Origin of the sequence: Mesorhizobium sp. M0136 (genome assembly GCF_040322515.1) — a bacterium.
Taxonomy (GTDB): Bacteria; Pseudomonadota; Alphaproteobacteria; order Rhizobiales; family Rhizobiaceae; genus Mesorhizobium.
The window spans coordinates 115009-140386 of sequence record NZ_JAMYTP010000006.1 but is presented as its reverse complement, the minus strand read 5'-3'; the positions used below and the strand labels follow the sequence as shown (position 1 = coordinate 140386).

The 25378-nt window shown below is 63.0% G+C and carries 21 protein-coding genes and 1 pseudogene; 10 read left to right on the top strand and 12 right to left on the bottom strand.

Annotated features, from left to right (window positions below; all coding sequences use genetic code 11):
• Nucleotides 1–84: 84 nt before the first annotated feature.
• Both carB and NKJ35_RS09355 read right to left on the bottom strand, forming a co-directional pair.
• Nucleotides 85–3588, bottom strand: a complete 3504-nt coding sequence (gene carB, locus NKJ35_RS09360; RefSeq protein WP_352646464.1) for a carbamoyl-phosphate synthase large subunit — start codon at nucleotides 3586–3588, stop codon at nucleotides 85–87.
• A 192-nt stretch (nucleotides 3589–3780) separates the two neighbouring features.
• Complete coding sequence (locus NKJ35_RS09355; protein WP_352646462.1) at nucleotides 3781–4545, bottom strand: SH3 domain-containing protein; 765 nt, start codon at nucleotides 4543–4545, stop codon at nucleotides 3781–3783.
• Between the two features lie 388 nt (nucleotides 4546–4933).
• Between NKJ35_RS09355 and NKJ35_RS09350 the strand changes: the two genes are divergently transcribed.
• Complete coding sequence (locus NKJ35_RS09350; RefSeq protein WP_352646461.1) at nucleotides 4934–7372, top strand: DNA/RNA non-specific endonuclease; 2439 nt, start codon at nucleotides 4934–4936, stop codon at nucleotides 7370–7372.
• A gap of 87 nt (nucleotides 7373–7459) precedes the next feature.
• Here the strand turns inward: NKJ35_RS09350 and NKJ35_RS09345 are convergent, their stop codons facing one another.
• A complete protein-coding gene (locus NKJ35_RS09345) occupies nucleotides 7460–8206 on the bottom strand; it encodes a metallophosphoesterase family protein (RefSeq protein ID WP_352477818.1) in 747 nt (248 codons plus the stop codon).
• A 94-nt stretch (nucleotides 8207–8300) separates the two neighbouring features.
• Nucleotides 8301–8657 carry an ArsR/SmtB family transcription factor gene (locus NKJ35_RS09340; protein WP_254820338.1) on the bottom strand — a complete coding sequence of 119 codons (357 nt, stop codon included), beginning with the start codon at nucleotides 8655–8657 and terminating at the stop codon, nucleotides 8301–8303.
• A gap of 211 nt (nucleotides 8658–8868) precedes the next feature.
• Between NKJ35_RS09340 and NKJ35_RS09335 the strand changes: the two genes are divergently transcribed.
• Nucleotides 8869–10047, top strand: coding sequence for an MFS transporter (locus NKJ35_RS09335; protein ID WP_352646458.1), 1179 nt, complete (start codon nucleotides 8869–8871; stop codon nucleotides 10045–10047).
• 37 nt (nucleotides 10048–10084) lie between these two features.
• Here the strand turns inward: NKJ35_RS09335 and NKJ35_RS09330 are convergent, their stop codons facing one another.
• The gene (locus tag NKJ35_RS09330; RefSeq protein WP_352477816.1) at nucleotides 10085–10543 is read right to left on the bottom strand and encodes a MarR family winged helix-turn-helix transcriptional regulator; all 459 of its coding nucleotides are present in this window, start codon (nucleotides 10541–10543) and stop codon (nucleotides 10085–10087) included.
• Between the two features lie 194 nt (nucleotides 10544–10737).
• Between NKJ35_RS09330 and NKJ35_RS09325 the strand changes: the two genes are divergently transcribed.
• Nucleotides 10738–11529, top strand: a complete 792-nt coding sequence (locus tag NKJ35_RS09325; protein WP_352646456.1) for an SDR family NAD(P)-dependent oxidoreductase — start codon at nucleotides 10738–10740, stop codon at nucleotides 11527–11529.
• A gap of 18 nt (nucleotides 11530–11547) precedes the next feature.
• Here the strand turns inward: NKJ35_RS09325 and NKJ35_RS09320 are convergent, their stop codons facing one another.
• A complete protein-coding gene (locus NKJ35_RS09320) occupies nucleotides 11548–12147 on the bottom strand; it encodes a LysE family translocator (protein WP_352646454.1) in 600 nt (199 codons plus the stop codon).
• 92 nt (nucleotides 12148–12239) lie between these two features.
• Here NKJ35_RS09320 and NKJ35_RS09315 point away from each other — a divergent pair, with 92 nt between their 5' ends.
• Nucleotides 12240–13109: a LysR family transcriptional regulator gene (locus tag NKJ35_RS09315; protein WP_352646681.1), complete on the top strand. Its 870-nt coding sequence runs from the start codon at nucleotides 12240–12242 to the stop codon at nucleotides 13107–13109.
• Nucleotides 13110–13161: 52 nt separating this feature from the next.
• Here NKJ35_RS09315 and NKJ35_RS09310 read toward each other — a convergent pair whose 3' ends face one another.
• Both NKJ35_RS09310 and NKJ35_RS09305 read right to left on the bottom strand, forming a co-directional pair.
• Nucleotides 13162–13815: a dihydrofolate reductase family protein gene (locus tag NKJ35_RS09310; protein WP_352477810.1), complete on the bottom strand. Its 654-nt coding sequence runs from the start codon at nucleotides 13813–13815 to the stop codon at nucleotides 13162–13164.
• 150 nt (nucleotides 13816–13965) lie between these two features.
• Nucleotides 13966–15333, bottom strand: coding sequence for an Nramp family divalent metal transporter (locus NKJ35_RS09305; protein WP_352646452.1), 1368 nt, complete (start codon nucleotides 15331–15333; stop codon nucleotides 13966–13968).
• Between the two features lie 235 nt (nucleotides 15334–15568).
• Here NKJ35_RS09305 and mntR point away from each other — a divergent pair, with 235 nt between their 5' ends.
• The 3 genes from mntR (at nucleotide 15569) to NKJ35_RS09290 (ending at nucleotide 18574) form a co-directional block, all read left to right on the top strand.
• Nucleotides 15569–16024: a manganese-binding transcriptional regulator MntR gene (gene mntR / locus NKJ35_RS09300; protein ID WP_254820344.1), complete on the top strand. Its 456-nt coding sequence runs from the start codon at nucleotides 15569–15571 to the stop codon at nucleotides 16022–16024.
• A 210-nt stretch (nucleotides 16025–16234) separates the two neighbouring features.
• Nucleotides 16235–17155 (top strand): KPN_02809 family neutral zinc metallopeptidase, encoded by a 921-nt coding sequence (gene ypfJ, locus NKJ35_RS09295; RefSeq protein WP_254820345.1) that lies wholly within the window; start codon nucleotides 16235–16237, stop codon nucleotides 17153–17155.
• 150 nt (nucleotides 17156–17305) lie between these two features.
• Entirely contained in the window at nucleotides 17306–18574 is a 1269-nt protein-coding gene (locus NKJ35_RS09290; RefSeq protein WP_352646449.1) for a TCR/Tet family MFS transporter, read from the top strand.
• A 55-nt stretch (nucleotides 18575–18629) separates the two neighbouring features.
• Here the strand turns inward: NKJ35_RS09290 and carA are convergent, their stop codons facing one another.
• A complete protein-coding gene (gene carA / locus NKJ35_RS09285; RefSeq protein ID WP_352646679.1) occupies nucleotides 18630–19838 on the bottom strand; it encodes a glutamine-hydrolyzing carbamoyl-phosphate synthase small subunit in 1209 nt (402 codons plus the stop codon).
• Between the two features lie 327 nt (nucleotides 19839–20165).
• Here carA and NKJ35_RS09280 point away from each other — a divergent pair, with 327 nt between their 5' ends.
• Both NKJ35_RS09280 and NKJ35_RS09275 read left to right on the top strand, forming a co-directional pair.
• Entirely contained in the window at nucleotides 20166–20615 is a 450-nt protein-coding gene (locus tag NKJ35_RS09280; protein WP_352477804.1) for a GatB/YqeY domain-containing protein, read from the top strand.
• Nucleotides 20616–20671: 56 nt separating this feature from the next.
• A complete protein-coding gene (locus tag NKJ35_RS09275) occupies nucleotides 20672–21229 on the top strand; it encodes a GNAT family N-acetyltransferase (protein ID WP_352646447.1) in 558 nt (185 codons plus the stop codon).
• Between the two features lie 2 nt (nucleotides 21230–21231).
• On the opposite strand, the pseudogene NKJ35_RS09270 reads toward NKJ35_RS09275, so the two are convergent.
• The 3 genes and pseudogenes from NKJ35_RS09270 to NKJ35_RS09260 all read right to left on the bottom strand — a co-directional run bounded on the left by NKJ35_RS09270 (nucleotide 21232) and on the right by NKJ35_RS09260 (nucleotide 24550).
• Nucleotides 21232–22412 (bottom strand): annotated as a pseudogene (locus NKJ35_RS09270) (MFS transporter).
• Nucleotides 22413–22540: 128 nt separating this feature from the next.
• Complete coding sequence (locus NKJ35_RS09265; RefSeq protein WP_023678301.1) at nucleotides 22541–22750, bottom strand: DUF2061 domain-containing protein; 210 nt, start codon at nucleotides 22748–22750, stop codon at nucleotides 22541–22543.
• Between the two features lie 135 nt (nucleotides 22751–22885).
• On the bottom strand, nucleotides 22886–24550 hold the full coding sequence (locus NKJ35_RS09260) for a Na/Pi cotransporter family protein (RefSeq protein ID WP_254820348.1): 1665 nt from the start codon (nucleotides 24548–24550) through the stop codon (nucleotides 22886–22888).
• Between the two features lie 378 nt (nucleotides 24551–24928).
• Here NKJ35_RS09260 and NKJ35_RS09255 point away from each other — a divergent pair, with 378 nt between their 5' ends.
• Nucleotides 24929–25315, top strand: coding sequence for an RcnB family protein (locus NKJ35_RS09255; RefSeq protein ID WP_254820349.1), 387 nt, complete (start codon nucleotides 24929–24931; stop codon nucleotides 25313–25315).
• Nucleotides 25316–25378: the final 63 nt, after the last annotated feature.

The window sequence follows — 25378 nt, the reverse complement described above, 5'->3', positions numbered from 1 at the left end:
ATAAGATTACCTCAAGGTTGGTGCTAGTGCGGAGCCGTCCTGTCGCCATAGTAGCGTCCCGCTCGCCGTTGGTGCTGTGAAGGCTTATGAAAAATACTCCTGCAGCGGCCGCACTTCCAAACTCCCCGCCCTCAGCGCCGCGATCGCCTCCGCCACAGCTGCCGCGCCTGATAGCGTCGTGTAATACGGCACCTTCTGCATCAGCGTGGCGCGGCGGAGCGACTTCGAGTCCGAGACCGCCTTCTGGCCGTCCGTGGTGTTGAAGACGATCTGCACCTGGCGGTTGCGGATGGCGTCCTCGATGTGGGGGCGGCCTTCCAGTACCTTGTTTATCTTCTCCGCGGCGACGCCGTTCTCAGCGAGGAAGCGGGCGGTGCCGGAGGTGGCGAGCACTTTGAAACCCTGACCGGCGAGGCGCTTGACCGCCGGCAGGATGCCTTTCTTGTCCTCGTCGCGCACCGAGACGAACAGCGTGCCCGCGCGGGGGAGATCAACACCCGCCCCGAGCTGGCTCTTGGCGAAGGCGAGCGCGAAGTCGCGGTCGAGGCCCATGACCTCGCCGGTCGAGCGCATTTCCGGGCCGAGCAATATGTCGACGCCGGGGAAACGGGCGAACGGGAACACCGCTTCCTTGACCGCGATGTGGCCGGGATTGCGTGGGTCGGGCATGGCGCCGTAATGGGCGAAGGCGTCTTCCAGGCTTTCGCCGGCCATGATGCGGGCGGCAATCTTTGCGATAGGCCAGCCGATGGTCTTGGCGACGAAGGGCACGGTGCGCGACGCGCGCGGGTTGACCTCGAGCACATAAACCGTGCCGTCCTTGATCGCATATTGCACGTTCATCAGACCGCCGACATTGAGCGCGCGGGCAAGTGCTGCAGTCTGGCGCTCCAGCTCGTCGACAAGCTCCGAGGGCAGCGAGTGCACCGGCAGCGAGCAGGCACTGTCGCCCGAATGGATGCCGGCTTCCTCTATGTGCTCCAATATGCCGGAGACGTAGGTCGACTTGCCGTCGCAAAGGCAATCGACGTCGACCTCGATGGCGCCTGAGAGATAGGTGTCGAACAGAAGCGGGTTCTTGCCGAGAAGCGTGTTGATCTGGCCGGTCTTGTCGTTGGGGTATTTCTGCTTGATGTCCTCCGGCACCAGGCCGGGCACGGTGTCGAGCAGGTAGGATTGCAGCATGCTCTCATCGTGGATGATCTGCATGGCGCGGCCACCCAGCACATAGGACGGGCGCACGACCAGCGGGAAGCCGAGCTCGCCGGCGACGAGGCGGGCCTGCTCGACGGAATAGGCGATGCCGTTCTTCGGCTGGCTGAGGCCGAGCTTGTGCAAGAGCTTCTGGAAGCGGTCGCGGTCCTCGGCCAGATCGATCATGTCGGGCGAAGTGCCGAGGATCGGGATGCCGGCCTTCTCAAGCGCGTCGGCGAGCTTCAGCGGCGTCTGGCCGCCGAACTGGACGATGACGCCGACCAGCTCGCCCGAGGCCTGTTCGGTGCGCAGGATCTCCAGCACGTCCTCCGGCGTCAGCGGCTCGAAATAGAGCCGGTCGGAGGTGTCGTAGTCGGTCGAGACGGTCTCCGGATTGCAGTTGACCATGATCGCCTCGAAGCCGGCGTCGCGCAGCGCAAACGCCGCATGGCAGCAGCAATAGTCGAACTCGATGCCCTGGCCTATGCGGTTGGGGCCGCCGCCGAGGATGACGACCTTTTTCCGCGATGAGACCTGTGCCTCGTTGGCCAATGCGCCGGCAAAGGGAACCTCATAGGTCGAATACATGTAGGCGGTGGGCGAAGCGAACTCGGCGGCGCAGGTGTCGATGCGCTTGTAGACCGGATGAACGTCGAGCGTACGCCTAATCTTCTCGATTTCTTCGACGTCTTTCCTGACCAGGGAGGCGAGGCGGGCGTCGGAGAAACCCATCGCCTTCAGCATGCGCAGATTGGCGGCGTCCTCAGGAATGCCGTGCTCGCGGATGCGATCCTCCATGGCGAGGATGCCGGCGATCTGCTCAAGGAACCACGGATCGATCTTGCACATTGCGTGCACGTCTTCCAGCGAGGTGCCCATGCGGATCGCCTGCGCCACCATGCGCAGCCGGTCCGGCGTCGGCGTGCCGAGCGCGGCGCGAATGGCGTTGCGGTCGTCGACATGGCTGGCCGGCGCGCTGCCGTGGCCGATACCGGGGATCTCGATCTCGTCCAGACCCGTCAGGCCGGTCTCGAGCCCGCGCAGCGCCTTCTGCAGCGATTCCTGGAAGGTGCGGCCGATGGCCATAACCTCGCCGACCGACTTCATCGAGGTGGTCAGCACCGGCTCGGCGCCGGGGAATTTCTCGAAGGCAAAGCGCGGGATCTTGGTGACGACATAATCGATGCTCGGCTCGAACGACGCCGGCGTGGCGCCGCCGGTGATGTCGTTCTCCAGCTCGTCCAGCGTGTAGCCGACGGCGAGCTTGGCGGCGATCTTGGCGATCGGGAAGCCGGTCGCCTTGGAGGCCAGCGCGGACGAACGCGAGACGCGCGGGTTCATCTCGATGACCACCAGACGGCCATCGGCCGGGTTGACGGCGAACTGCACGTTGGAGCCGCCGGTCTCGACGCCGATTTCGCGCAGCACCGCGATCGAGGCGTTGCGCATCATCTGGTATTCTTTGTCGGTCAAGGTCAGGGCAGGGGCGACGGTGATCGAGTCACCCGTATGCACGCCCATCGGATCGATGTTCTCGATCGAGCAGACGATGATGCAATTGTCCGCCTTGTCGCGGACGACCTCCATCTCATATTCCTTCCAGCCGAGCACACTCTCCTCGATCAGCACTTCGGTGGTCGGCGAGGCATCGAGACCAGACTGGACGATCTCGAAGAATTCAGCGCGGTTGTAGGCAATGCCGCCGCCGGTGCCGCCCATGGTGAAGGAGGGGCGGATAATTGCGGGCAGGCCGACATGGTCGAGCGCTTGTGCTGCAATCGCCATGGCATGGCTGATGTAGCGCTGCTTGCGGTCACCTTCGCCGAGGTTCCAGCGGGTTTCCAGCGCGTCGAGCGCGGCGTCGAGGTTTTCCGGCTTCTCGGCTTTCAGCGCGGCGCGTTCGGCCTCGTGCCTCTTGCGGTCGGCATTCTTGACGTCGGTGGCGTTGGCCAGCATCGACTTCGGCGTTTCCAGGCCGATCTTGCTCATCGCCTCGCGAAACAGTGCACGGTCCTCGGCCTTGTCTATTGCGGTGGCGTCGGCGCCGATCATCTCGACATTGTAGCGGTCGAGCACGCCCATGCGGCGCAGCGACAGAGCGGTGTTGAGGGCGGTCTGGCCGCCCATGGTCGGCAGCAGCGCGTCGGGCCGCTCCTTGGCGATGATCTTGGCAACCACTTCCGGCGTGATCGGCTCAATATAGGTGGCATCGGCCAGCTCCGGATCGGTCATGATGGTGGCCGGATTGGAGTTGACCAGGATGACACGAAAACCCTCTTCCTTCAGCGCCTTGCAGGCCTGGGTGCCGGAATAGTCGAACTCGCAGGCCTGGCCGATGACGATGGGGCCGGCCCCGATGATCAGGATCGACTTGATGTCGGTGCGTCTTGGCATATCGAAGGTCCGTTCGGCAGGCGGCTTGCACGAAAAACCGGACGGGAAGACCCGGCCGGTTGTGCTCGCGATTCTGGTATCAGGCTAGGAGGGCCTTATAGGGAAGAGTTTTGCCGGATGTAACCCCGAAAATGAGGCAGTAGGCAGGAGGGCAGTAGGGCAGAGGTTCGAGCGGCCTTTAAACATATTGCCCTACTGCCCTACTGCCTTATTCCCCTTACCACTATCCCCCAGCGCCAGTTGATCCGTAATCTCGAAGCGTTCGGCAACGCCGACGCGGATCATGTTGAGGCTGCCTTCGCGCGTGAAGCGGAATTCGCCCGGCCCATTCGAACCGGCCGGCTTGCCGGCCTGGAAGCTGATGATGCGCATGCCGCCGTCGGGCCAGGTCACGGTCACGTCGGTTTTGTCGCCGGTGCGCGCGACGCCTGCCTTGCAGCTGGTCATCGGCTGGCCGAGATAGCGCGCGCAAGGAATGACGTTGCCGGCACCTGGGAATGGTGTCCCCGGCGGCTGCAGCCGTGCAACGGTCTGTGCGTCGGCCGGAGGCGCCGCATTGGTCGCGCCGAAATTCTGGACGGGACCCACTGCCGCGGGCGCCGATCCATCAACCTGTCCAGTCGAGGGATTGCCAGCGGCCAGGGCCAGGCGGTAAGCGTCCTCGATAGCCACCCTGCCGATTGCGTCAGCGGTGTTCAGCGACGTTTCGGGAGCGGTTGCGCCGAGGCGCGTTGTCAGATCGGGCAGCGGTTGAGAGGCAGGGCTCTCCGCATTGGCCGCTGCCTGGGGTGTCACTTGCCGGGGATTGATGGGGTCGAGGTAGCGTGCAGGTGCCCATCCGCTCAGCTTCGGGTCGTCAATGTCTTCGACCTTGCACCACTTGTAGCCGCTGACGTCGCCGCAGCCGAGATTTTTCACGCTCGAACCACTCGGCAGCCGTGCCTCGATCTTGCCCATGGCCGACGCCGTGGCGCGCACGTTCAGGAGGTCATCGGGAGCGAGACCCGTCACAATCGAGATGATGGGCTCCGGCTCCTGGCCGTTGGCCGGCAACTCCGTCAGCATCAGCGGAGCGGCAACCACCGCAAGCAGCGTCGTCGGGAGTGTTACTGTGCGCCTAATCATCTGCCATGGGCGGTAGGTTCAATTGCCGAAGGGTGGCCAGGCACGAAAGCGCCATCGCACGCCAGCCGGTTTTTATAGGCGACGAGGCGGCGCTGTGTAAGCCCGAAAAGGTGCCGCGTGTTGAATCGCGACCAGGCCACTTCCGTGAACTAACAGCCGGCAAAATATTGCACATTTCATGTAAATATGCACTCTCTCAAGTAAGGTTGAGGAGGGCAATATGGTCGACCTTGAAATATTCGCGCAAGTGGAAAACATAGTTCGCCAGCGTATCAAGAAAACGCGCGCCGAAATTGAGGCTTCACTTGGTCACATCGCCAACGGCAATCCGCTGGCCGCCGAACAGACCCTCTCCAGGCGCCTCGACAGGTTGCAGGTAAAGGCGTCGCTCAGCCGCACCGAAGCGGAGATGATATCGGCAGCAATCGACATGAGATCTGCCGGGGAGAGAAAGGCCGCCGCCAAACAGCCAGGACCGGAGGCAATTCTCGGCCCAACGCTCGATTTCATCGGGGTCGCATTTCTGGAGCGTGGGCGCCGTGCTGCCGATGCGGTCGGCCGCGTTGCCTTTCTCAACGGCAATCCGCAAGGATCGGGTTTTCTGGTCGGGCCTAGGCTGTTCCTCACAAACAACCATGTGATTTCGTCGCCGGCGGATTCCCGGCGCTTCCAGGTCCAGTTCGATTATGAGCAGGACGGTGCAAATGCCGTGCGCACGCCGACGACTTTCCTGTTCGATCCTGAATCCTGTTTCGTGACCGATAGCATAGAAGGTCTGGATTACACGCTGATCGGGGTCGGCGAGCGGCGTTCCGGCCCAAAGGAACTGGGGGAGTTCGGTTTTATCGCGCTGTCGGACGCGCGCGACAAGCATATGCTCGGCGAAATCGCCAACATCGTCCAGCATCCCGATGGCCGCTTCAAGGAACTGGTGCTGCGTGAAAACCGGCTGGTGGCCCGCGACGAGACGGTTCAAGTGCTGCACTATGTTGCCGATACCGAACAGGGTTCGTCCGGTTCACCGGTCTTCAACAACGAATGGGAGCCTATTGCCCTGCACCATTGGGCCGGCCCGTTCCACGAGGTGACGGGCATAGCTGGCTACGCGCTTGCGCGCGAGATCAACGAAGGCATACGGATCAGCGCCATCGTTGACGATCTGGGCGCTAGAAAGTCCAGGCTGCCGGGCTCATCGGCATCGGCGGTTTCGGAAGCTCTGGCGATTTGGTCCGGCACGCCGCGCATGATGGATGAGACAGTTCGGCTGAACGCCGACATTCGCGGAGACGTGCCGGACAAGCCGGTGCAGCGGCCTGAACCGGATCGCGGCCCGCCGGCGACGAGACATAATGCCGATGGCTCGGTCACGTGGACTTTTCCCGTCGAGATAAATGTCCGGGCGCCGTTGATCGACCGCGACGGAGGCGATGCGAGACGAAACGACGGTCCAGCAAGCGAACCCGCCAAGGTCGTGGCCATCGCCGAGGCCGCGGGTTGGAAAACAGAGGATTTCGACGATCGTGGAGGGTATGAGCCCGGCTTCATACCGGGCTTTGTCCTGCCAATGCCGACGGTCGCCAATTCACCCTACCGGTTGGCCAAAAACCTTCTTGCCAAACCCGGCGAGGACCCACACGAATTGCGCTACCATCATTTTTCGATCTTGATGAACGCCGATCGCAGGCTTGCCTTCGTCACCGCCTGCAATATCGATGGATCCCGTACCAAGGCGGTCAATCGTGAGGACAAGACGGTCATCGACAACCCGTCGCTTGTCGACTTGGGGGTGGAGTCGATTTCCGGGTCGGAAGCCAGCGATGCTTTCCGGCCCGATCGCCGCATCGACCTTGGCGAGCAGATGACCCGGGAATTCTATTCGAGCCAGAATGTGCCCGGATTTCCCGTCGCAAAATCCAAGGAACGAATCGCTCGAATGTTCCAGAAGGGCCATATTACACTTCGCGGCGACCCCGCATGGGGCGTCGATCAGGAGGCGGTCGCGGCAGAACGCGACACGTTCTTTTATACCAATGCTGCGCCGCAAGTCGGCTTCTTCAATCAGGGAAGCTCGCTTGACCATCCCGGCTCCAAGGGGAAGCTGAGATGGCGCGCGGTGGAAACCTATGTGCTGCGCAACGCCTATACGACGCGAGGCCGGGTCACGGTGTTTGCCGGGCCAGCGTTCCGCGAGGACGATCCTCCCTACCGCTTCGACAGCCATGTTCCGCTGAAGTTCTGGAAGATCGCGCTGTGGTCCGATCAAGCTGGCCTGCGCGCCATCGCGCTGCTGGCGGACCAGAAGCCGGTTTTGGAAGTGATGCCCGAAGCGTTCGGCGAGCGTGCCGAGGCATTCGATGACCCGCTTGAAATTGCCAGGGTATCGGAGTTTCTTTCGACGGTGGCCGAGATCGAAGAGCTGACCGGCCTGAACTTTGGCCAGCAGGTGCGCGACGCCGACATTCGGGCCGGTTCCGAATCGGCTCCAGCACAGACTTTCAACCCAAGGCATCTAACGCCCAGTACGTCACGGCCAAAGGCTTCACCGCCCAAGGCTTCGGAGACCAAGACTTCGACGCCCAAGACTTCGGCGGCCAAGACTTCGGCGGCCGGCGCCCGACGTCCTGCCAACCGATCGAAGCGATCCGCGTCCGACAACTGAAGATTGCGGCTTCTGCCGCTCGAAGGCGGTCATCGGTTCAGCCCGGCATGACCAAGCTCAGTCCGGCGGCATGAACGCGTTCCGCGTTCAGCTGGACATAAATCCGGTGCGCAGCGCGTGAGCCCATTCGGGCCGCCCCGCCTGCTCGGCCTGACGCGCCGCCGCCTCATGGTCATAGTCGACGGCGATGGATTCGAAGCGATCGCGGTGCAAGTCGACGATACCATAGCGGGCGTGCGGTGAGCCTTGCTCGGAGACATGCGCCGGTGGGGTCGAATCGTCATAGGCCGGGCAGCCGATGCTGCCCGGATTGAAAATGACCGGACCGCCGGGAATGCGGATCAAATCGCTGCGATGGCTATGGCCGCAAAGCATGATGCGGCAGGTGGGATCGACCGCGCCGAGGCGCCGCTCGATTGCGGCCAGCGGCGCGCGCACCAGCCGGCCCTCGACGATCGCGTCAGTCAGGTATTTTTCGTCGTGGTCGGGCCGGGCATGGAAGGCGATCACGCCTGGCGCCACCTCCAGCGTGACGGGCAGCGCGAACAGCGCCTCGCGCTGGCCTGCCGTCAGCCGTTCCTGAGCGTAGCGGTCGGACGGCCACATGGTCTCGTCGGCAGTGTCGCGGGCAACGCGGCGGTCGTGATTGCCGCGTACCGTCGGCAGGTCGAGCGCCTCGAGCCGCTCCATGGTCTCGCGCGGCCACAGCGGGCCGGAAACGCAATCGCCGAGATTGACGATGAGGTCGGCGCCGCCGCGCTGCCGCAGATCGTCGAGCACGGCGTCGAGCGCGAGGACATTGCCGTGGATGTCGGCGACGACGGCAATGCGCATGGCAGGCTCTGTTAATTGGAATGGCTGGAGGGCAGGTGAAGCTACTTTGCTCGTCTCGCGAAGCGGGCGAGAGCGGAACCCAGCTTCGCGCCGGTCAGGCGCGGACTTCGATCTCGTGGCCGCCGACCGCCGGCAACGATGCGTCGTCGCCGGCCGCGGCAATAACGCTGTCGAGCAGGCCCGGGAAGCGGCGGTCGAGATCGTCACGGCGCAGCGTGATCAGCCGGCTGGTGCCAACCGCCTCGGTGCGGGTGACGCCGGCCTCACGAAGCTTGGCCAAATGGTAACTCAGATTGGTCTTCGAGGCGAAGTCGAGGAACCGGCTGCAATTCAGCGGCACGCCCTCTTTGCTGGCGAGATAGCGCACTATGGCCAGTCGCGTCGGGTCGCCGAGCACGGCAAGCACGTTCGCCAGGCTGATCTGGTCGGCGGTGGGATGGGGCAAGGTCATGCCCAGGAATTAAGCACATTTGGAGCCGATTTCAACGCATCTCCTCTCGTGGCCAATGGACACATAGTTTCGTCCCGCCGCCCCGTCCTGACACCGGGCTGTCAGGATGGTTCGGCTATTTTGCACCGGCTTTATTGACATCATGCCCTATTATGTCCAATTGTTCAATAACCTTTGAACTAAGGAAATTGCTTGAACTAAGGAAATTGCTATGGATAAGCGCCTCATCTGGCTTGCGCTCGGATCGTTCACGATTTCGACCGAAGGTTTCGTTATCTCCAGCCTTTTGCCCGATATTGCAAAGGATGCCGCCATCTCCGTCCCGCTCGCCGGCACGCTGATCACCGCGTTTGCGCTCGCCTATGCGATCGGCACGCCGATCCTGGCAACGCTGACCGGCGAATGGGACCGTCGCCGCGTCATCCTGTGGACGCTGGTGTTCTTCGTGTTGGGCAACGTCGCCGCGGCGCTGAGCTCCTCCTTCGAATTGCTGTTGATCGCGCGCATCGTCATGGCGCTGTCGTCAGGCCTGTTTGCGGCGACCGCACAGGGAACGGCCGTTGCGCTTGTCGACGATCATCACCGCGCCCGCGCCATCGCCGTGGTCGTCGGCGGCACTACGGTTGCGGTCGCGGTCGGCGCACCGCTCGGCGCGCTCGTTGCGACGGTTGCCGGCTGGCGCGGCACCTTCTTTGCCATTGCCGGCCTTGGCGCGCTCGCCGGCGCGATTTTGTGGTATCGGCTGCCGCGCGGCATCGTCGGCACTAGGCTGCCGCTCCGGATGCGGTTGGCCGCGGCACTTCGCCCCGGCGTCATGCCTATCCTGGTAACGACCATCCTGGCGCTGATCGGCGCCTTCACCGTCTTTGCCTTTGTCGCGCCGCTCGCCATCGAAGGCGGCGGACTGAACCCGATCGCGCTTCCCGGAATGCTGCTTGCTTTCGGAGTTGGCGCGGTCATCGGCAATATCGGCGGCGGTCAAGCCGCCGATCGTTTCGGCGCGACGCGCACCGTCTGCTGGTCGCTGGCGCTGAGTGCCGCCATGCTGGTCACGTTTTCGCTGATCCCCATGTTCCTGCCGCGCGAGATCGCCGGGCCGGCGCTCATGGCTATGATGGTGCCGTGGGGCATCGTCGGCTGGGCGTTCCCGCCGGCGCAGGCCAGCCGTATCATCAAGTTGGCGCCCGATGCCGCGCCCATCGTGCTATCGCTGAACGCTTCGGCACTCTATCTCGGCGTCGCACTGGGTGCCGTGGTCGGCGCCGCGGTGCTGCGCTATGGCGCACCGGCCGACCTCGGCGTGGTCGCGGCGGCATTCCCGATCATCGGTCTGGGCGTAGTGATGGCGGGCCACCTGGCGGCGCGACCGGTGGCGATGCCGGCCGAATAGGGCTGTTGGCGGAGCTTGGCTGCCGGCCGCCGATAATTCAACTCGCGGCCGGCGGTACGTCGAAATCAAGCGCGGCGATTTCGTCCAGCGCCGCTCGCAGGCTTGCCGCCTGTTCTTTTCCAAACATCTCCTCGAAGCGCTGCTGAGCGACTTGCCACAGCTTCAGAGCTTCTTCGAGCTTGATCCGGCCCTGCGATGTCAGCCTGACGCGCCTGATGCGGCGGTCGGCAGGGTCGGCGAAGGTCTCGATGTAACCATCCCTGATCAGCGGCTTCAGCGTATGACCGAGGGCCGACAGGTCCATGACGAGAGCCGCGGCAATGGCACCCATCGTCGGTTCGTCGCCGATGTGGATCTGGTAGAGCAGGCCCTGCTGCGTGGCCTTCAGACCCGATGGGGCCAGCACATCGTCATAGAACTGGCCCAGTTTCCGCGTCGCGCGGCGCAGCATGGCGTTGTTGCAAAGCGCCAGGCCGGGCAGGGTGGTTTGGGACATTGGCGGATTTCCGATGAGGGGGACTGGGAGGCCCTCGATGCTAACCAGAAATAGTCCTTGCTCCCCGGATTGACAAGATGGTGGCATATGCCTACGTACCGATAGTGGCATATGCCTTTAATTGGTCTGCCAGTCGAAGCAGGGCGTTGCCCCACGGCACTGGCATTTGGAATCGAACCAGAAGGAACAAGACAATGAGCAATCAGGATAAGGGTACAGCGGTCGTCACCGGCGCCTCGTCCGGCATCGGTGCGATCTATGCCGACCGGCTCGCCGGCCAAGGTTACGATCTGGTGCTGGTGGCGCGGCGCGCCGATCGGTTGGAGGAATTGGCAGAGAGGCTCCGCTTCGCGTATGGCATAAAGGTCAGCGTCATCGGCGCCGACTTGTCCGACGACGGCGATCTGCGACGGGTCGAGCAGGCGATATCAACCGACGACAGCGTGACGCTGCTGGTCAACAATGCCGGCCTTGGCGGCGCGCAGGTGGTGGCAACGGCTGAAGCCGATGTCGCCGAGCGCATGATCAAGGTCAATGTCGTGGCGCTGACTCGGCTGACGCGCGCGGTGCTGCCGGGGCTGCTGTCGCGCAACCGCGGCGCCATCGTCAACATCGCCTCGGTCCTTGCCTTCGATACCTCGTTCGGCGGCATCTACAGCGGCACCAAAGCCTACGTCGTCAACTTCACCGAGGCCTTGCAGCGGGAAGTCGCCGGCACGAAGGTCGCCGTGCAGGTGGTCTTGCCGGGGGCCACGCGGACAGAATTCTGGGAAGTTGCGGGAAGCGATATTGCCAATGTGCCGCAAGAGATCGTGATGACGGCCGACGATCTGGTCGATGCAGCGCTGGTTGGCCTGGCAAAGGGTGAAGCGTTCACGGCACCGGGTCTTGCCGACGTTGCCGGGGTGGATGCCTTTCTTGGCGTTCGGCAAGGCTTTTTCGGCAGTCTTCTGGCCGGCAAGCCGGCGGCGCGTTACACTGCCTGACATAGCTAAAGACTAACCTTACGCTGTCCGCCACATCGGAATGATCGAGGCGGCCAGCAGCAGGCCAAGCACGGCGTTGAGCATGCGCCACTGCCGCTCGGTTCGCAGCAACCGGGCGAGCAGCGTGCCCGCCACGCACCATGCCGCCAGGGATAGAGCCGCTGCAAGGCCGAAGACCGTGCCGAGCAGCAAGGCGAGCTGCAGCGGCCCTTTGGCAAGCGCGGCAAAAGATGCCGCCGCTCCCAGCCCCATGGCCCAGCCCTTTGGGTTCATCCATTGCAGGCCGGCGCCGCCCAAAAAGCTGTTCGGCTTTGCCATGGCCACGTCCAGATTGGGCGGACCGCTGCGGCCGATCTTGAGCGCAAGCCATACCAGATAGAGGGTACCGGCCATTTTCATTGCCAGTTGCAGCGAAGGAGCGGCGGCCAGCAGACCAGCGAGCCCGGCAGCACCTGCCGCAGCCACTGTGGCCAGGCCGGCCGCACTTCCGGCCACCAGCGGGATAGAGCGGCGGAAGCCGAACTGCGCGCCGGACGCCGTCGACAAGGTCGTGGCGATGCCGGGCGTTGAGGTAGAGACCAGCGCGAACAGGACGAGGGGAAGGACGGTTTCAAACATGCTGCTTCCTTTGAAGCCTGCACGGTAAGCTGTTTTGCTCATCAGTAAATGCAATGTTTGCTATGACATGCATTAGCAAATATAATGGCTTGATGCTCCGCAACCTCGACACTGCCCTGATCCGAACCTTTGTCACCGTTGCCGACAGGGCCAGCATGACGGCGGCGGCCAACGCGCTGCATTTGACGCAAGGTGCCGTCAGCCAGCAGGTCAAGCGTTTGGAAGAGGTTCTCGGCTGTAGGCTGTTCGACCGCGATCGGAGCGGATTGCGGCTGACCCGCTCCGGCGAGCGGCTGTTCGGCAAGGGCAAGCGCCTGCTTTCGCTCAATGACGAGATCCTGGCGGAGATGGCGGGCGATGCAGTTGCCGGTCAGGTGCGGCTTGGCGTGCCGTACGACCTTGTCGGCACCTTGCTTGCGCCGGTGCTCAAGGCCTATGCCGAGGCGTATCCGCAGGTCGAGATCTCGCTTGTCTGCGCCTCGTCGCCGGAGCTGGCTGCGGCCTTGGCGGCCGGCACGATAGAGCTCGCGGTGATCGAGGAGCCGGTCGGTCGGTCGGCCGGCGAATGCCTTGTTGTCGACCGGCTGGTCTGGGTCGGCGCCAAAGGCGGCGGCGCCCGCAGCAAACGCCCCTTGCCGGTTTCGATGGTCGCCGAGACCTGCGCGTTCCGTCCGGTTGTACTGGAGGCGCTTAACGAGCACGGGCTGGCATGGCGCACCGTATTCGAAAACGGCAGCATCGACGCGACGACGGCGACAGTGCGTTCGGACTTGGCCGTCACCACCTGGTTGGCGTCGACCGTACCTGCGGACCTCGATATTTTGGCCAACGATCCGGATTTGCCGTCATTGCCGAATTTTGCAATCAATCTGCATTTGCCGAAGCACAGCGTTGCGCCTGCCGTACTGGCATTCGCGGGCCACCTCCGCGATGGATTGGCACGGCGACGAGAGGCGGCTTAAAACAGCAAAAAGGACGGCCAGTGTTCAGCCGTCCTTGATCGCCCTGCGGCATCTACTTCCAGTTCTTGCGCCGCTCGATCTCGGCTTCGGAAGGCTGTTCCGGGGCAAAGGACCCGGTCTTGATCTCGCCGGAGCGCTCATAGCTCGCCATGAGGACGCCGGTGGTCGATGCCTGCGAACGGGTCAGCTTGAAGGCGGCAGGCATCGCGCCGCTGCCGAACAGTTTTTTGCCCTTGCCCAGCACCAGCGGGAAAATCAGCAGGCTGATCTCGTCGATCAGGTCATTGGCGAGCAAGGTCTGGATCAGCTCGCTCGATCCCTGAATGAGCAGGTCGGGGCCGTCCTCCTGCTTCATCCGGCGCAACGTCGCCACGACATCGCTGCCGAGCGGCTGGCTGTTTTGCCAGGACAGCGTATCTGGCCTGTGCGTAGCCACATATTTGGTGACGGCGTTGAAGCTGTCGGCGATCGGGTCATTCTTCTGGTAGGGCCAATGGGCGGCGAAGATGTCGTAGGTCTTGCGGCCGAGAAGCAGCGCGAACGGTTTTGAAAACGTCTCGCCCATGGCGGCACCCATCACGTCGTCCCAGTAGTGGAACGTCCAGCCGCCAAATTTGAAGCCGCCGACAGGGTCCTCTTGCGGGCCGCCGGGCGCCTGCATGACGCCGTCGAGGCTGACGAATGTTGCGGCGATGATCTTCCTCATTGGAGCTCCCTTTCGCTGATCCGTGCCGTCATGGCCGGACTTCGAGCCAAGGACGGGCAGACAGACATTTGTCCGACAGCGGCCGGCAAATTTCCAGGGCTGGAAGGACGGATGATTGCCGACGTTGTTGGGTCAGTTTGGAGCAGACGCTCAGCCTAAACCGACGACCGTGTCGTAGAGCAGCTTGAAGTTGAGCACCAGGATGAGGGCGGCAACCACCCAGGCCAGCACGGCAACGGCGCGGGAAATGGCGAAATTGCCCATTTTGCGCTTGTCCGAGACGAACTGCACCAGCGGGACGACCGCGAAGGGAAGCTGCATCGACAGGATCACCTGGCTGAAGACCAGCAACTGGCCGGTGCCCTTCTCGCCATAGAGGGCGGTGACGACCACCACCGGGATGATGGCGATGCCGCGCGTCAGCAGGCGGCGCGCCCATTGCGGGATGCGCAGCCGCAAGAAGCCTTCCATCACGATCTGGCCGGCCAGCGTCGCCGTCACCGTCGAGTTCAGGCCGGAGGCAAGCAGCGCCACCGCAAACAGGATGGAAGCGATGCCGAGGCCAAGCAGCGGCGACAGAAGCTCGAACGCCTGGCCGATCTCACCCACGTCATGATGGCCGGTGCCGTGGAAAGCCACCGCCGACACGATCAGGATGGAGGCATTGACGAACAGCGCCAGTATCAGCGCGATGGTCGAGTCGGTCGTCGCCCATTTGATGGCGTCGCGCTTGCCGCGATCGGTGCGCTCGTAGGCGCGGGTCTGCACGATCGAGGAGTGCAGATAGAGATTGTGCGGCATCACCGTGGCGCCGATGATGCCGATGGCAATGTAAAGCATCGCCGGATTGGTGACGATCTCGGACGACGGCACGAACATGGCGTGCAGGATGGAGCCGACCGGCGGCGCGGCGGCAAAGATCTGAATGGCGAAGCAGCCGAAGATGACAATCAAAAGTGCTATGATGAAGGCCTCGAGGAAACGGAAGCCCTTGTTCATCAGCAGCAGCAGCAGGAAGGCATCGAGCGCGGTGATAATGGCGCCGCCGATCAGCGGAATCCCGAACAGCAGTTGCAAGGCGATTGCCGTGCCAATGACCTCGGCCAGGTCGCAGGCGATGATGGCCAATTCGCAAGCGACCCACAGCATGAAATTGACCGGTCGCGGATAATAGGCGCGGCACGCCTGCGCAAGGTCGCGGCCGGTGGCGATGCCGAGCCGGGCGGCGAGCGCCTGCAGCAGGATCGCCATCAGGTTCGACAACATGATGATGAAAAGCAGCGTGTAGCCGAATTGGGCTCCGCCGGCGAGGTCGGTCGCCCAATTGCCCGGATCCATATAGCCGACCGAAACCATGTAGCCCGGCCCCATGAAGGCGAACAGCCGGCGAAGCCAGATCCCCGAGTGCGGCACCGCGATCGTTGCGTTGACTTCGCGCAGGCTGAGCTGCTCGTCGTCCTCCGGGCGGGCAAATCGCCACATGGACCGGGGGGCTGAGGTGGCTTCGGCTTCCGACATGAAATGGCTTTCCACTGGAACGATCGATGTTGTCTCCTTATCTATGCCACGGCTGAACATTATGCAATATGCTATATTTCATTGTCGGAGCTTTTTCGTGTAGCCGCTTGGCCGTGCGACCGGACCGCAATGACCGCCGGTTGCGCCGGCCACCGAATGGAAATAAACGGCCAGAACAAATAGGGTTCCGTGTTATGACTGCAATGTCGATTCAAACTGCCGGGAGGAGCGCGTATTGGCGCTGAAGAAAAGACCGGTTCCTCGCGAAAAGCCGCTGCCTGATGCAGAAATCCACTCGGAAGGCTTCAGGCAGACGCGTGAAGCGCGCCGCAGCGCGCTGGTCGAGGATTATGTCGAGCTCATCGCCGACCTGATCGAGGATGGCAACGAGGCGCGCCAGGTCGATATCGCGGCACGGCTCGGCGTTGCTCAGCCGACGGTGGCGAAAATGCTGACGCGGCTGTGCGCCGACGGGCTGGTCTCCCGGAAGCCTTATCGCGGCGTGTTCCTGACCGAGGCCGGCCGCAAGGTTGCGGAAGAGAGCCGCATTCGCCACCAGACGGTCGAGGCCTTCCTGCGCTCGCTCGGCGTCAGTGCCGAGACGGCGCGCATCGACGCCGAAGGCATCGAGCATCATGTCAGCGCCGAGACGCTCGAAGCCTTTCGCAAGGCAATAATCGCCGCCCGCTGAAAAGCACGTGGCGCGACTCGCTCCCATGAGCAGGGCGAACGCCACAGACCTTGCGATGTTTCGGCCAGAGCAAACAAGCGTCAGCAAGCATTGCTTGTTCGCACGAAAAATACTGTGACTTGGCGTAACCGTTGAGATAATTGTGGTCGTGTCCGATCGAACCGGGACACGGCCCGATCGGCCGGAAGAAATTGCGTCACGGGGGTTGCCATGCTCTGGAAGGGCCGTCGTCAGAGTGACAATGTCGAGGACGAGCGCGGCCAGAGCGGCGGGCTTGGCGGTGGGCCGGGCCAGTTTCGCATCCCGATCGGCGGTCGCGCCGGCGGCGGCGGCATGTCGGGCATCATTATCGTAGGGTTGATTTTCCTGGCAGGGTGGTATTTCGGCTTCGACCCGAGCCAGATCCTCGATGACAGCGGCTTGCAGCCCGGTGGCGGCGGCCAGATCACCGACAATAGTGGCAGCCAGGGCGGCGGCACCGGTGCGCCCGCGTCCGACGAGATGAAGCAGTTCGTGTCGACCGTGCTGGCCGAGACTGAGGATACCTGGACCGGTATTTTCCAGTCCGAGGGCCTGACCTATCAGGATCCAAAGCTGGTCCTGTTCAGCGGCCGGATTCGCTCCGCCTGCGGCTCTGCCTCGTCAGCGGCCGGACCATTCTACTGTCCCAACGACCGCAAGGTCTATCTCGACACCACCTTCTTCCAGCAACTCGATCAGCAGTTCGGTGCCTCCGGCGATTTCGCACAGGCCTATGTGATCGCGCATGAGGTCGGCCATCACGTGCAGAACCTCGTCGGCATCCTGCCCAAATTCAACCAGATGCGGCAGAATATGAGCGAAGCCGACGCCAACCACATGTCGGTGCAGGTCGAGTTGCAGGCCGACTGCTTTGCCGGCATCTGGGCGCATTTCACCGGTCAGAAGGGCATCTTGGAACAGGGCGACATGGCGGAGGCACTGAACGCCGCCAAACAGATCGGCGACGACACGCTGCAGAAGAAGATGCAGGGCTACGTCGTGCCGGAAAGCTTCAACCACGGCACGTCGCAGCAGCGGCAGACCTGGCTGGCGCGAGGTTTCCAGAACGGCAAGCTTTCAGACTGTGACACGTTCAACAACCCGATCTGAGCCGACGGTTTTCTCGTAATCCGAGAGACTGGATCGCAGTCAGGGGATGTCAGGATGAAAGCACTCTGCCCGTTCCCTCATTGTTCCCAGCGATGTGCTCGCCTATAAAGTGTGTCCCCGTTCGCTCGGGCGGCCCGAGGAGATACCATCATGATAGACCCCAAAACCGCCAGGCGGGGCCTTGCGCTTGTTTTCACCACCCTGCTGCTCGACGTCATCGGCTTCGGCATCATTATGCCGGTGCTGCCGGCCTATCTCAGGGAATTGACCGGCGTCGGCATCAGCGAGGCGGCTATCGAGGGCGGCTGGCTGTTCTTCGTCTATGCGGCGATGCAGTTCGTTTTCGCACCGGTGATGGGCGGGTTGAGCGACCGGTTCGGACGGCGGCCTATCCTGCTCGCCTCGGTGCTGACGTTCGCTATCGACAATCTGATCTGCGCTATCGCCTGGTCCTATCCGATGCTGTTCATCGGCCGCGTGCTGGCCGGCATTTCCGGCGCCAGTTATTCCACGACATCGGCATTCATCGCCGATATCTCGACCGACGAAAATCGTGCGAAGAATTTTGGGCTGCTCGGCATTGCTTTCGGCGTCGGCTTCGTCATCGGGCCGGTTCTGGGCGGGTTGCTCGGCACGTTCGGGCCGCGTGTGCCGTTCTATTTCGCTGCCGGGCTTGCGTTCGCAAACTTTCTGATCGCGCTGTTTCTGTTGCCGGAAACACTTGATAACAAGCACCGTCGCCGCTTCGAGTGGAAACGCGCCAACCCGGTCGGCACGCTCGTCCAGATGCGCAACTACGAAGGTATCGGCTGGATCGGACTTGTCTTCTTTCTGATGACGCTGGGGCACATGATGTATCCTGCGGTCTGGTCGTTCGTCTCCAGTTATCGCTATGGCTGGAGCGAACAACAGATCGGCTTCTCGCTCGGCGCTTTCGGCCTGTGCGGAGCGATCGTCATGGCGACAGTCCTGCCGCGCGTGATCCCCAAGCTTGGCGAGTGGAAGACGGCGGTAATCGGTCTGGCATTTACCGCACTCAGCGCCTTCGGCTACGCCTTCGCGTCACAAGGCTGGATGATCTATGCAGTGATCGTCGTTGGATGTCTCGAGGCGTTGGCCGACCCGCCGCTCAGAAGCCTTGCGGCCGCCAAAGTGCCACCTTCCGCCCAGGGCGAACTCCAGGGCGCAATGACCTCGATCTTCTCGATCACCTCGATCATCACACCGCTGCTTTATACGGCGATCTTTTCCTGGTTCACGGGCCCGAACGCGCCCGTAGCTTTCGGCGGTGCCCCGTATCTGCTCGGCGCGATTTTCCTCACGCTGGCGCTCGTCGTCTTCGTCACCAGGGTGGTCAAGCCGACGCCGAAGGAAGTCAAACGCATGCACGCGCAGGAAGCGGTGACGGACGGGGCTTGATCGGCGCCGGGAGCCCGGCCGGCGCCGTTAGTCAAATCCGTTTTTACGCAATGCGCTAAACACGCTCGGCCAGTGCCGGCTCGCCGCGCTTTTCGCGGATCAGGTTGACGAAGCGGCGAAACAGATAGTGCGAATCTTGCGGCCCGGGCGAGGCTTCGGGATGATGCTGGACCGAGAAGACCGGTCTGCCGGTGAGCGCAATGCCGCAATTCGAACCGTCGAACAGCGAGACATGGGTTTCCTCGACGCCGCTCGGCAACGAGTCGGCGTCGACGGCAAAGCCATGGTTCATCGAGACGATCTCGACCTTGCCGGTGGTGTGGTCCTTGACCGGATGATTTGCGCCGTGGTGGCCCTGATGCATTTTTGCAGTCTTGCCGCCCAGCGCCAGCGCCAGCATCTGGTGGCCGAGGCAGATGCCGAACAGTGGGATATCGGTCTTCAAAAGATCCTGAATGACCGGCACGGCGTAGTCGCCGGTTGCTTCCGGATCGCCAGGGCCGTTGGATAGAAAAATGCCGTCGGGCCGCATCGCCAGGATCTCCTCGGCGCCGGTTTTTGCCGGCACCACAGTTACCTTGGCGCCGAGGCCGGCCAGCAGGCGCAATATGTTGCGCTTGACCCCGTAGTCGACGGCAACGACGTGCATCGACGGGTCAGCCTGTTCGCCAAAGCCCTCGTTCCAGGCCCAGGGCGTCTCGCGCCAGACCGAGGATTGACCGGAGGTGACCTCCTTGGCCAGATCAAGCCCGATAAGCCCCGACCATGCGGCGGCGCGGCGCTTGAGATCATCGACGTCGAAGATACCGTCGGGCGCGTGCGCGATGACGGCATTTGGCATGCCCTTTTCGCGGATCAACGCGGTCAGCGCCCGCGTGTCGATGCCTGAAAGTGCGACGATGCCGCGCTTCTTCAGCCACTGGTCGAGACCGGTTCCGGCGCGATAATTCGACGGGTTGGTGACGTCGGCCTTGAACACGGCGCCGACGGCACCGGCGCGGGCCAGCGGGTTGAGGTCCTCGATATCTTCGTCGTTTGTGCCGATATTGCCGATATGCGGAAAGGTGAAAGTGACGATCTGGCCGGCATAGGATGGGTCGGTGAGGATCTCCTGATAGCCGGTCAGCGCAGTGTTGAAGCAGACCTCGGCGACGGCGGAGCCGGCGGCGCCCAGACCGCGACCCTCGATGACGGTGCCGTCGGCCAGCACCAGCAGAGCAGTCGGCTTGTCGGTGGCCCAAGGGGGGGGCGATGCGGCGGTCATCGTTGCCACGGCGGCACTCCTAAAGGTGCGCCCTCAGTCGGCGCAACAAAAAGCGCGAAGCGGCGATCTCACAGCCTCGGCGCGCCAAGTTTTCACGTGTGCATGTCGTTGCCCCAAAACAGCTACGCACTTTTGGGCGACGTGCACTAGAATTCAGTTCATGCAAGGCCCAGTACATAGGGGAAGGCGCCAAGGCGGTCAATGAGGCCAGGAAGTGCGAGCCCGGATTTATTTCGTCGAACAATATCAGGGATTTGCCGGTAGTGTCGCATTTGCGTTGGGCTTTCGGCACGGCTATTGTCCGCCGCATTCGAAGGAGAAAGCACTATGCGAGGCAAAATCGCCGAATCCCTGAAGAGCGCGATGAAGGCGCAGGACAAGCGCCGGCTGCCGACATTGCGGCTGATCCAGGCGGCCATTCACGACCGCGACATCGCCAATCGCGGCGCCGGCAAGGAGCCGGCCAGCGACGACGAGATCCTGCAGATCCTGGCCAAGATGGTGAAGCAGCGCGAGGAATCGGCCAAGGCGTTCGATGACGGCAAGCGGCCGGAGCTTGCGGCGCAGGAGCGCGACGAGATGGCCATCATCCGCGACTTCCTGCCGACGCAACTGGGCCAGGTTGAGACGGAAAGCGCCGTCCGTTCCGCGATTGCCGAGACCGGCGCCAGCGGCGTCAAGGACATGGGCAAGGTGATGGCGGCGCTCAAGGAGAGATACGCCGGTCAGATGGATTTCTCCAAGGCGAGCGGCATCGTCAAGAGTCTGCTTCAGTAAGCTGCCGAAGGCCCTTGCCGTCGCGCCCGCAATCCGGCAGCCAAAAGCTCGCGCCCGTGATCGAACTCGTCAAACCGGCGCTTGAACACCTGCCGTCCTACAAGGCGGCTCTCGAGCGCGGCTGGTCGCCGGACAATGTGCGGCTGCTCGACGCGACGCGCGAGCAGCTTGCGGCTATCGAAAAGGATCCAGCGACTTTCCTTGGCGATCTCGACGATTCCGATGGCAAGGGACCGCCGATCACCTTGCCCGACGGTTCGACGGTGCCGCGGCTGCCCGGATTCCGGCGCTGGATCTGGGACGGGGAAGTCGCAGGCTCAATCGGCTTGCGCTGGCAACACGGCACCGCGGCGCTGCCGTCGCATGTGCTCGGCCACATCGGCTATGCGGTGGTGCCGCGGAAACGGGGACGCGGCTATGCGACCGAGGCGCTGCGGCTGATGCTGGTGGAGGCGAGGGCTGTTGGCCTGCCCTTCGTCGAAATCACCTGCAAGCCTCACAATGTGCCCTCGCAGAAGGTCGTTCTGGCCAATGGCGGCCGGCTCGTCGGGCGTTTCTTCGAGGACGCCGCCTATGGCGGCGCGGAAAGCCTGCGCTACCGGATCGATCTGTAGCCCTATTCGGCGGCAGCCGGCAGCGGCGGCGCAGCCGGCTTCGCCATTCCCAGACATGCGAGGCAAGCGCAACCGCGACCGCGACCAGCATGGCGACCGCGCCAACCACCGGCAGGCTGCGATAGCCATAGCCGGCATTGAGCATGGCCGCGCCGAGCGATGCGGCGAGCGCGATGCCGACATTGAAGCCCGACGGAATGAGCGACGAGGCAAGATTGGAGGCATCCGCGGTCCAGGTCAGTATCCGGGTCTGGATCGGCGTGCCGATGGCGAAGTTGAGGCCGCCCCAGACGAAGATCGCTATCACCATCGGCAGTGGGTAAGAACTGACGGCATAGATCAAGGCGAGCATCACCGCCTGCAGGAAAAGCATGGCGATGAGCGACGGCATCAGCTTCCAGTCGGCGAGCCGCCCGCCGACGAAGACGCCGATCGTTGCGCCGACCCCGTTCAGCAAGAGCACCCAAGGTATCCATTTCTCGTCGAGGCCTGTGACCTCAAGCAGCGTCGGCGTGATATAGGTGAACAGGCCGAACTGGCCGATCATCAGCATCAGCATGATAATGAGCGAGGTCCAGACCTGCTGACGTGCGAGCACGCGGACCTCGCTTCCAAGGCTCACTGACGGGCTCGACGATCCCGTCTTGCGCGGCAGCAGGGCGCCGATTGCCGCGAAGGCCACCACACCGAGCGCGCACATCACCCAGAATGTTGCACGCCATCCCCAGATGTTGCCGATTGCCGTGCCGGCCGGAACGCCGATGACGTTCGATACGGTGAGGCCGGACAGGATCAGCGCCACCGCCATGCCGCGCTGGTCTTCGCGCACGAGGCCGACGGCCACCACCATGGCAACGCCGAAATAGGCGCCATGCGCCACGGCCACCGCTATCCGCAACAGCAGCATAGAGGCGAAGTCGGGCGCCAGCGCGCAGGCGGCCTGGCCGATGGTGAAGGCTGCAGTCAGTCCAAGCAGCAGGGCCTTGCGGGAGAACCTTTTGGTGGCGAGCGCCAGCAGCGGGCCGCCGACTGCAATGCCGCCGGCATAGCCGGAAACGAGATAGCCGGCGGTCGGAATCGCGACGGCAAGGCCATCCGCCACCTGCGGCAGCACGCCGGCGATGACGAATTCGGTGGTGCCGAAGGCGAAGGCAGCTATGAACAGGGCAATGAGGGGCAGCATGGCGCGAAGGAGATCCTCGGACAAGCTGGCCTCAAACCACGGATGCGGGCAGCGGGCAATCCAGAAATTGGCGACGCCGCTTTAGCTTTTCTTGATCGCCGGTCTGGCGCCCGCCACGGAGGCAAGAGCTAGGCGGCTGCCTTCCTCCCGTAAGGAATTTTCAGCCACGCCCGTTCGTGAAGATAATAGAGCAGCGACTTGGTGACGACCTCGGTCAGGCCGATGGCCGCGGCGAGCTTGATGCTTCCGGTCACGACGAGCGAGATGATCATCGTGTCGATGGTGCCGGTGACGCGCCAGGAAAGCGCCTTGGCGAAGCTGCGAGAATGGGTGTCCATCGACTTTCCTCCCGGTAGATATGGGACGATCCTTTAGCCGACAGACGGGAAAACGCGCAAAGATAATTTTTGCGCATTAGCCCACAGCAATTTTTATAGGCGATGTTCTGAAGCTACCTGGCCTGTGGACGCAATCTATCCAGCCTTCAGCCGCGAACCGGTGAGCAGACCGCGCTCCTCAAGCACGGGATAGGCCATCGAGGCGAGCAGCGAGTTGATCTGCTTGAGGTCGCGAATGGTGTCGAGATGGATGGAACTGGTCTCGACGCTCTTGGCGGTGCCGTCGCGCAGCCGCACGAAATGGCTCTGGCTGGTTTCCTTCTCGCGGTCGCGCAGCCGGTCCTTTTCCAGCACCAACTGGCGAGCGGTCTCCGGATCGCGGGACACCAGCACGTTGAAGGCAAGCCTGGCGTTGGCAAGCACCAAGGCATGGAAGGCGCAAAGCTCACGCCATCCTTCCGGCGTGAACTCCAGCCCGCGCTCGAATTTCTTCTTCACGTGGACCAGCATGTTGCGCACAATGATGTCGCCGACCTGCTCCAGCTTGACGCAGGCGCCGATCAGCTCCTGGCAACGCAGGGCCTCGTCCTCGCTCAGCGGGTTCTTGGTGACCCTGGCCAGATAGAGCTTGATTGCCGCGTGCTTTCTGTCGACACGGTCGTCGAGTGCGGCCAGCGCGCCAATCTTGTCGGCATCGGCGCTCTCATAGAGCTCAATGATCCGTTTCAGCATGATCTCGACCGTCTCGCAGACCCGCACCACCTCGCGGGTGGCGTTGGCTAATGCCTGGCTCGGCACGTCGAGCGCACTTTCGTTGAGCGCGGAAAGCTCAACGACGTCGAGCGCGTTGGCGGGCTGCGGCTTGGTGCCCAGCGCCACGATCTTTTCCGAGGCGCGATAGACCAGGCGCGCCAGCGGCACGCCGGCGATCAGGATCAAGATGTTGAAGGCGATGTGGGCATTGACGATCTGCTCGGGCACGGTGCTGCCCAAGAAGGCGACCGGCGGCTTGAACGTCAGGAACAGGATCAGCATGATCAGCGAACCCATGCCGCGCATCAGGAGATTCCCGATCGGCACGATGCGAACGCCGGGCTCTGCGTTGCGGGTTAGAAGCGGCGCGATGATCGAAGAGCCGAGATTGACGCCGAGCACCAGCACGATGCCGAGTTCGGGCGGGATGAAACCGCGGCCGGCGAGCGTCACCATCAGCAGCACCGCGGCAATCGAGGAATGGAACAGCCAGGTGACCAACGCTGCCAGAAGATAGGCGGTGACCGGATCGCCGGAGAAGTAATCGACGATGAGCGGCATCAGCGTGCTCTGGCGGAGCGGCTCCGACGCCTGGCCGATCATCTCCAGCGACAGAAGCAGCAGGCCGATGCCGACCAGGATGCGGCCGAACTGGCGCCAGTCGCGCCGCTCGGTGGCCATGAACATGACGGTGCCGGCGACCAGGCAGACCGGCACCAGCAGCGACAGATCAAAGGTAAGCAGCTTGACCACCAGCGCCGAGCCGATCTCGGCGCCGCGCACCGCAAGCTGGCCCGACATGCCGCTGACGATGCCGGAGCCGGCGAATGAGCCGACCAGCAAGGTGACGGCGGTCGAGCTTTGCAGTGCGACCGCCAGGCCGCAGCCGGCCAGAACCGCCATGAACGGATTGCGCATGGTGGCGCGCAGTTTGTGGCGCAGCACATCGCCGTAGGCGCGCTCGACGCCGGTTTTCACCAGACGGGTGGCAAACAGCATCAGTGCCACCGCACCGGCAAGGTGCAGCAAGACGACCGAGCCACTCATGCCAGGCCCCGCAACGCGACAAGTGCCAGCGACGCGGGCGCGGTGAAGTCAAAGGGGCAAAAGTGGGCGCGAATCGTGGACATTGCAGGGGTTGATACTACTCCGACTTATTTTAGCCGAATAATAAATTTTGCCCGGTTCGGACGCGTGTTGCCACACGACGGGGCGTGTCGGAAATGGATGGCTGACAAAATGGTTGCATAGCCTGCGGGGTTGCGGAGGGTCATGCGTCCATTCTCGAACGGTCACTTTAAAGGTATCGCTGAATTAGTCGTTCTAAATGTAAGAAATCATTACAAAAACGTAATCTATGCATTCAGTTTCGGTTCATCCTTCCGGCTCTATTCCGGAGGCATCGACAACCAAGGACTACCCGCCATGAAACGTATCATTCTTTCCGCCATTGCCTTCTCGATGCTGGCTGCAACCGCCTTGCAGGGCCAGGCTGCACCCCTGAACACACCAAACGCGCCGCAGTCGAACTACAGCCAGGTCGACTGGCAGAAGCCCGGCAGGCATGTGAACAAGCATGTCGACGTGACCAAGCGCGTTGTAGTGAAGAAGACGAAGATCGTGGTGAGGCGCAGCCATTGGCGCAACGGCCAGAGATATTCGAGCTGGAAGCGTCATCAGCCGATTCGCGATTATCGCCACTATGGCCTGCGCCGTCCGGGTCCCGGCCAGGAGTGGATCCGGGTCGGTAACGACTATCTGCTGGTCAGCGTTCTCTCCGGCCTGATCTTCGGTGCCATCGCCGCGCAGTGAGCGCGGAACGGCTGATCGGCGCTGCGCCGGTTTAGACCACGAAGGCGGTCCGCGGGCCGCCTT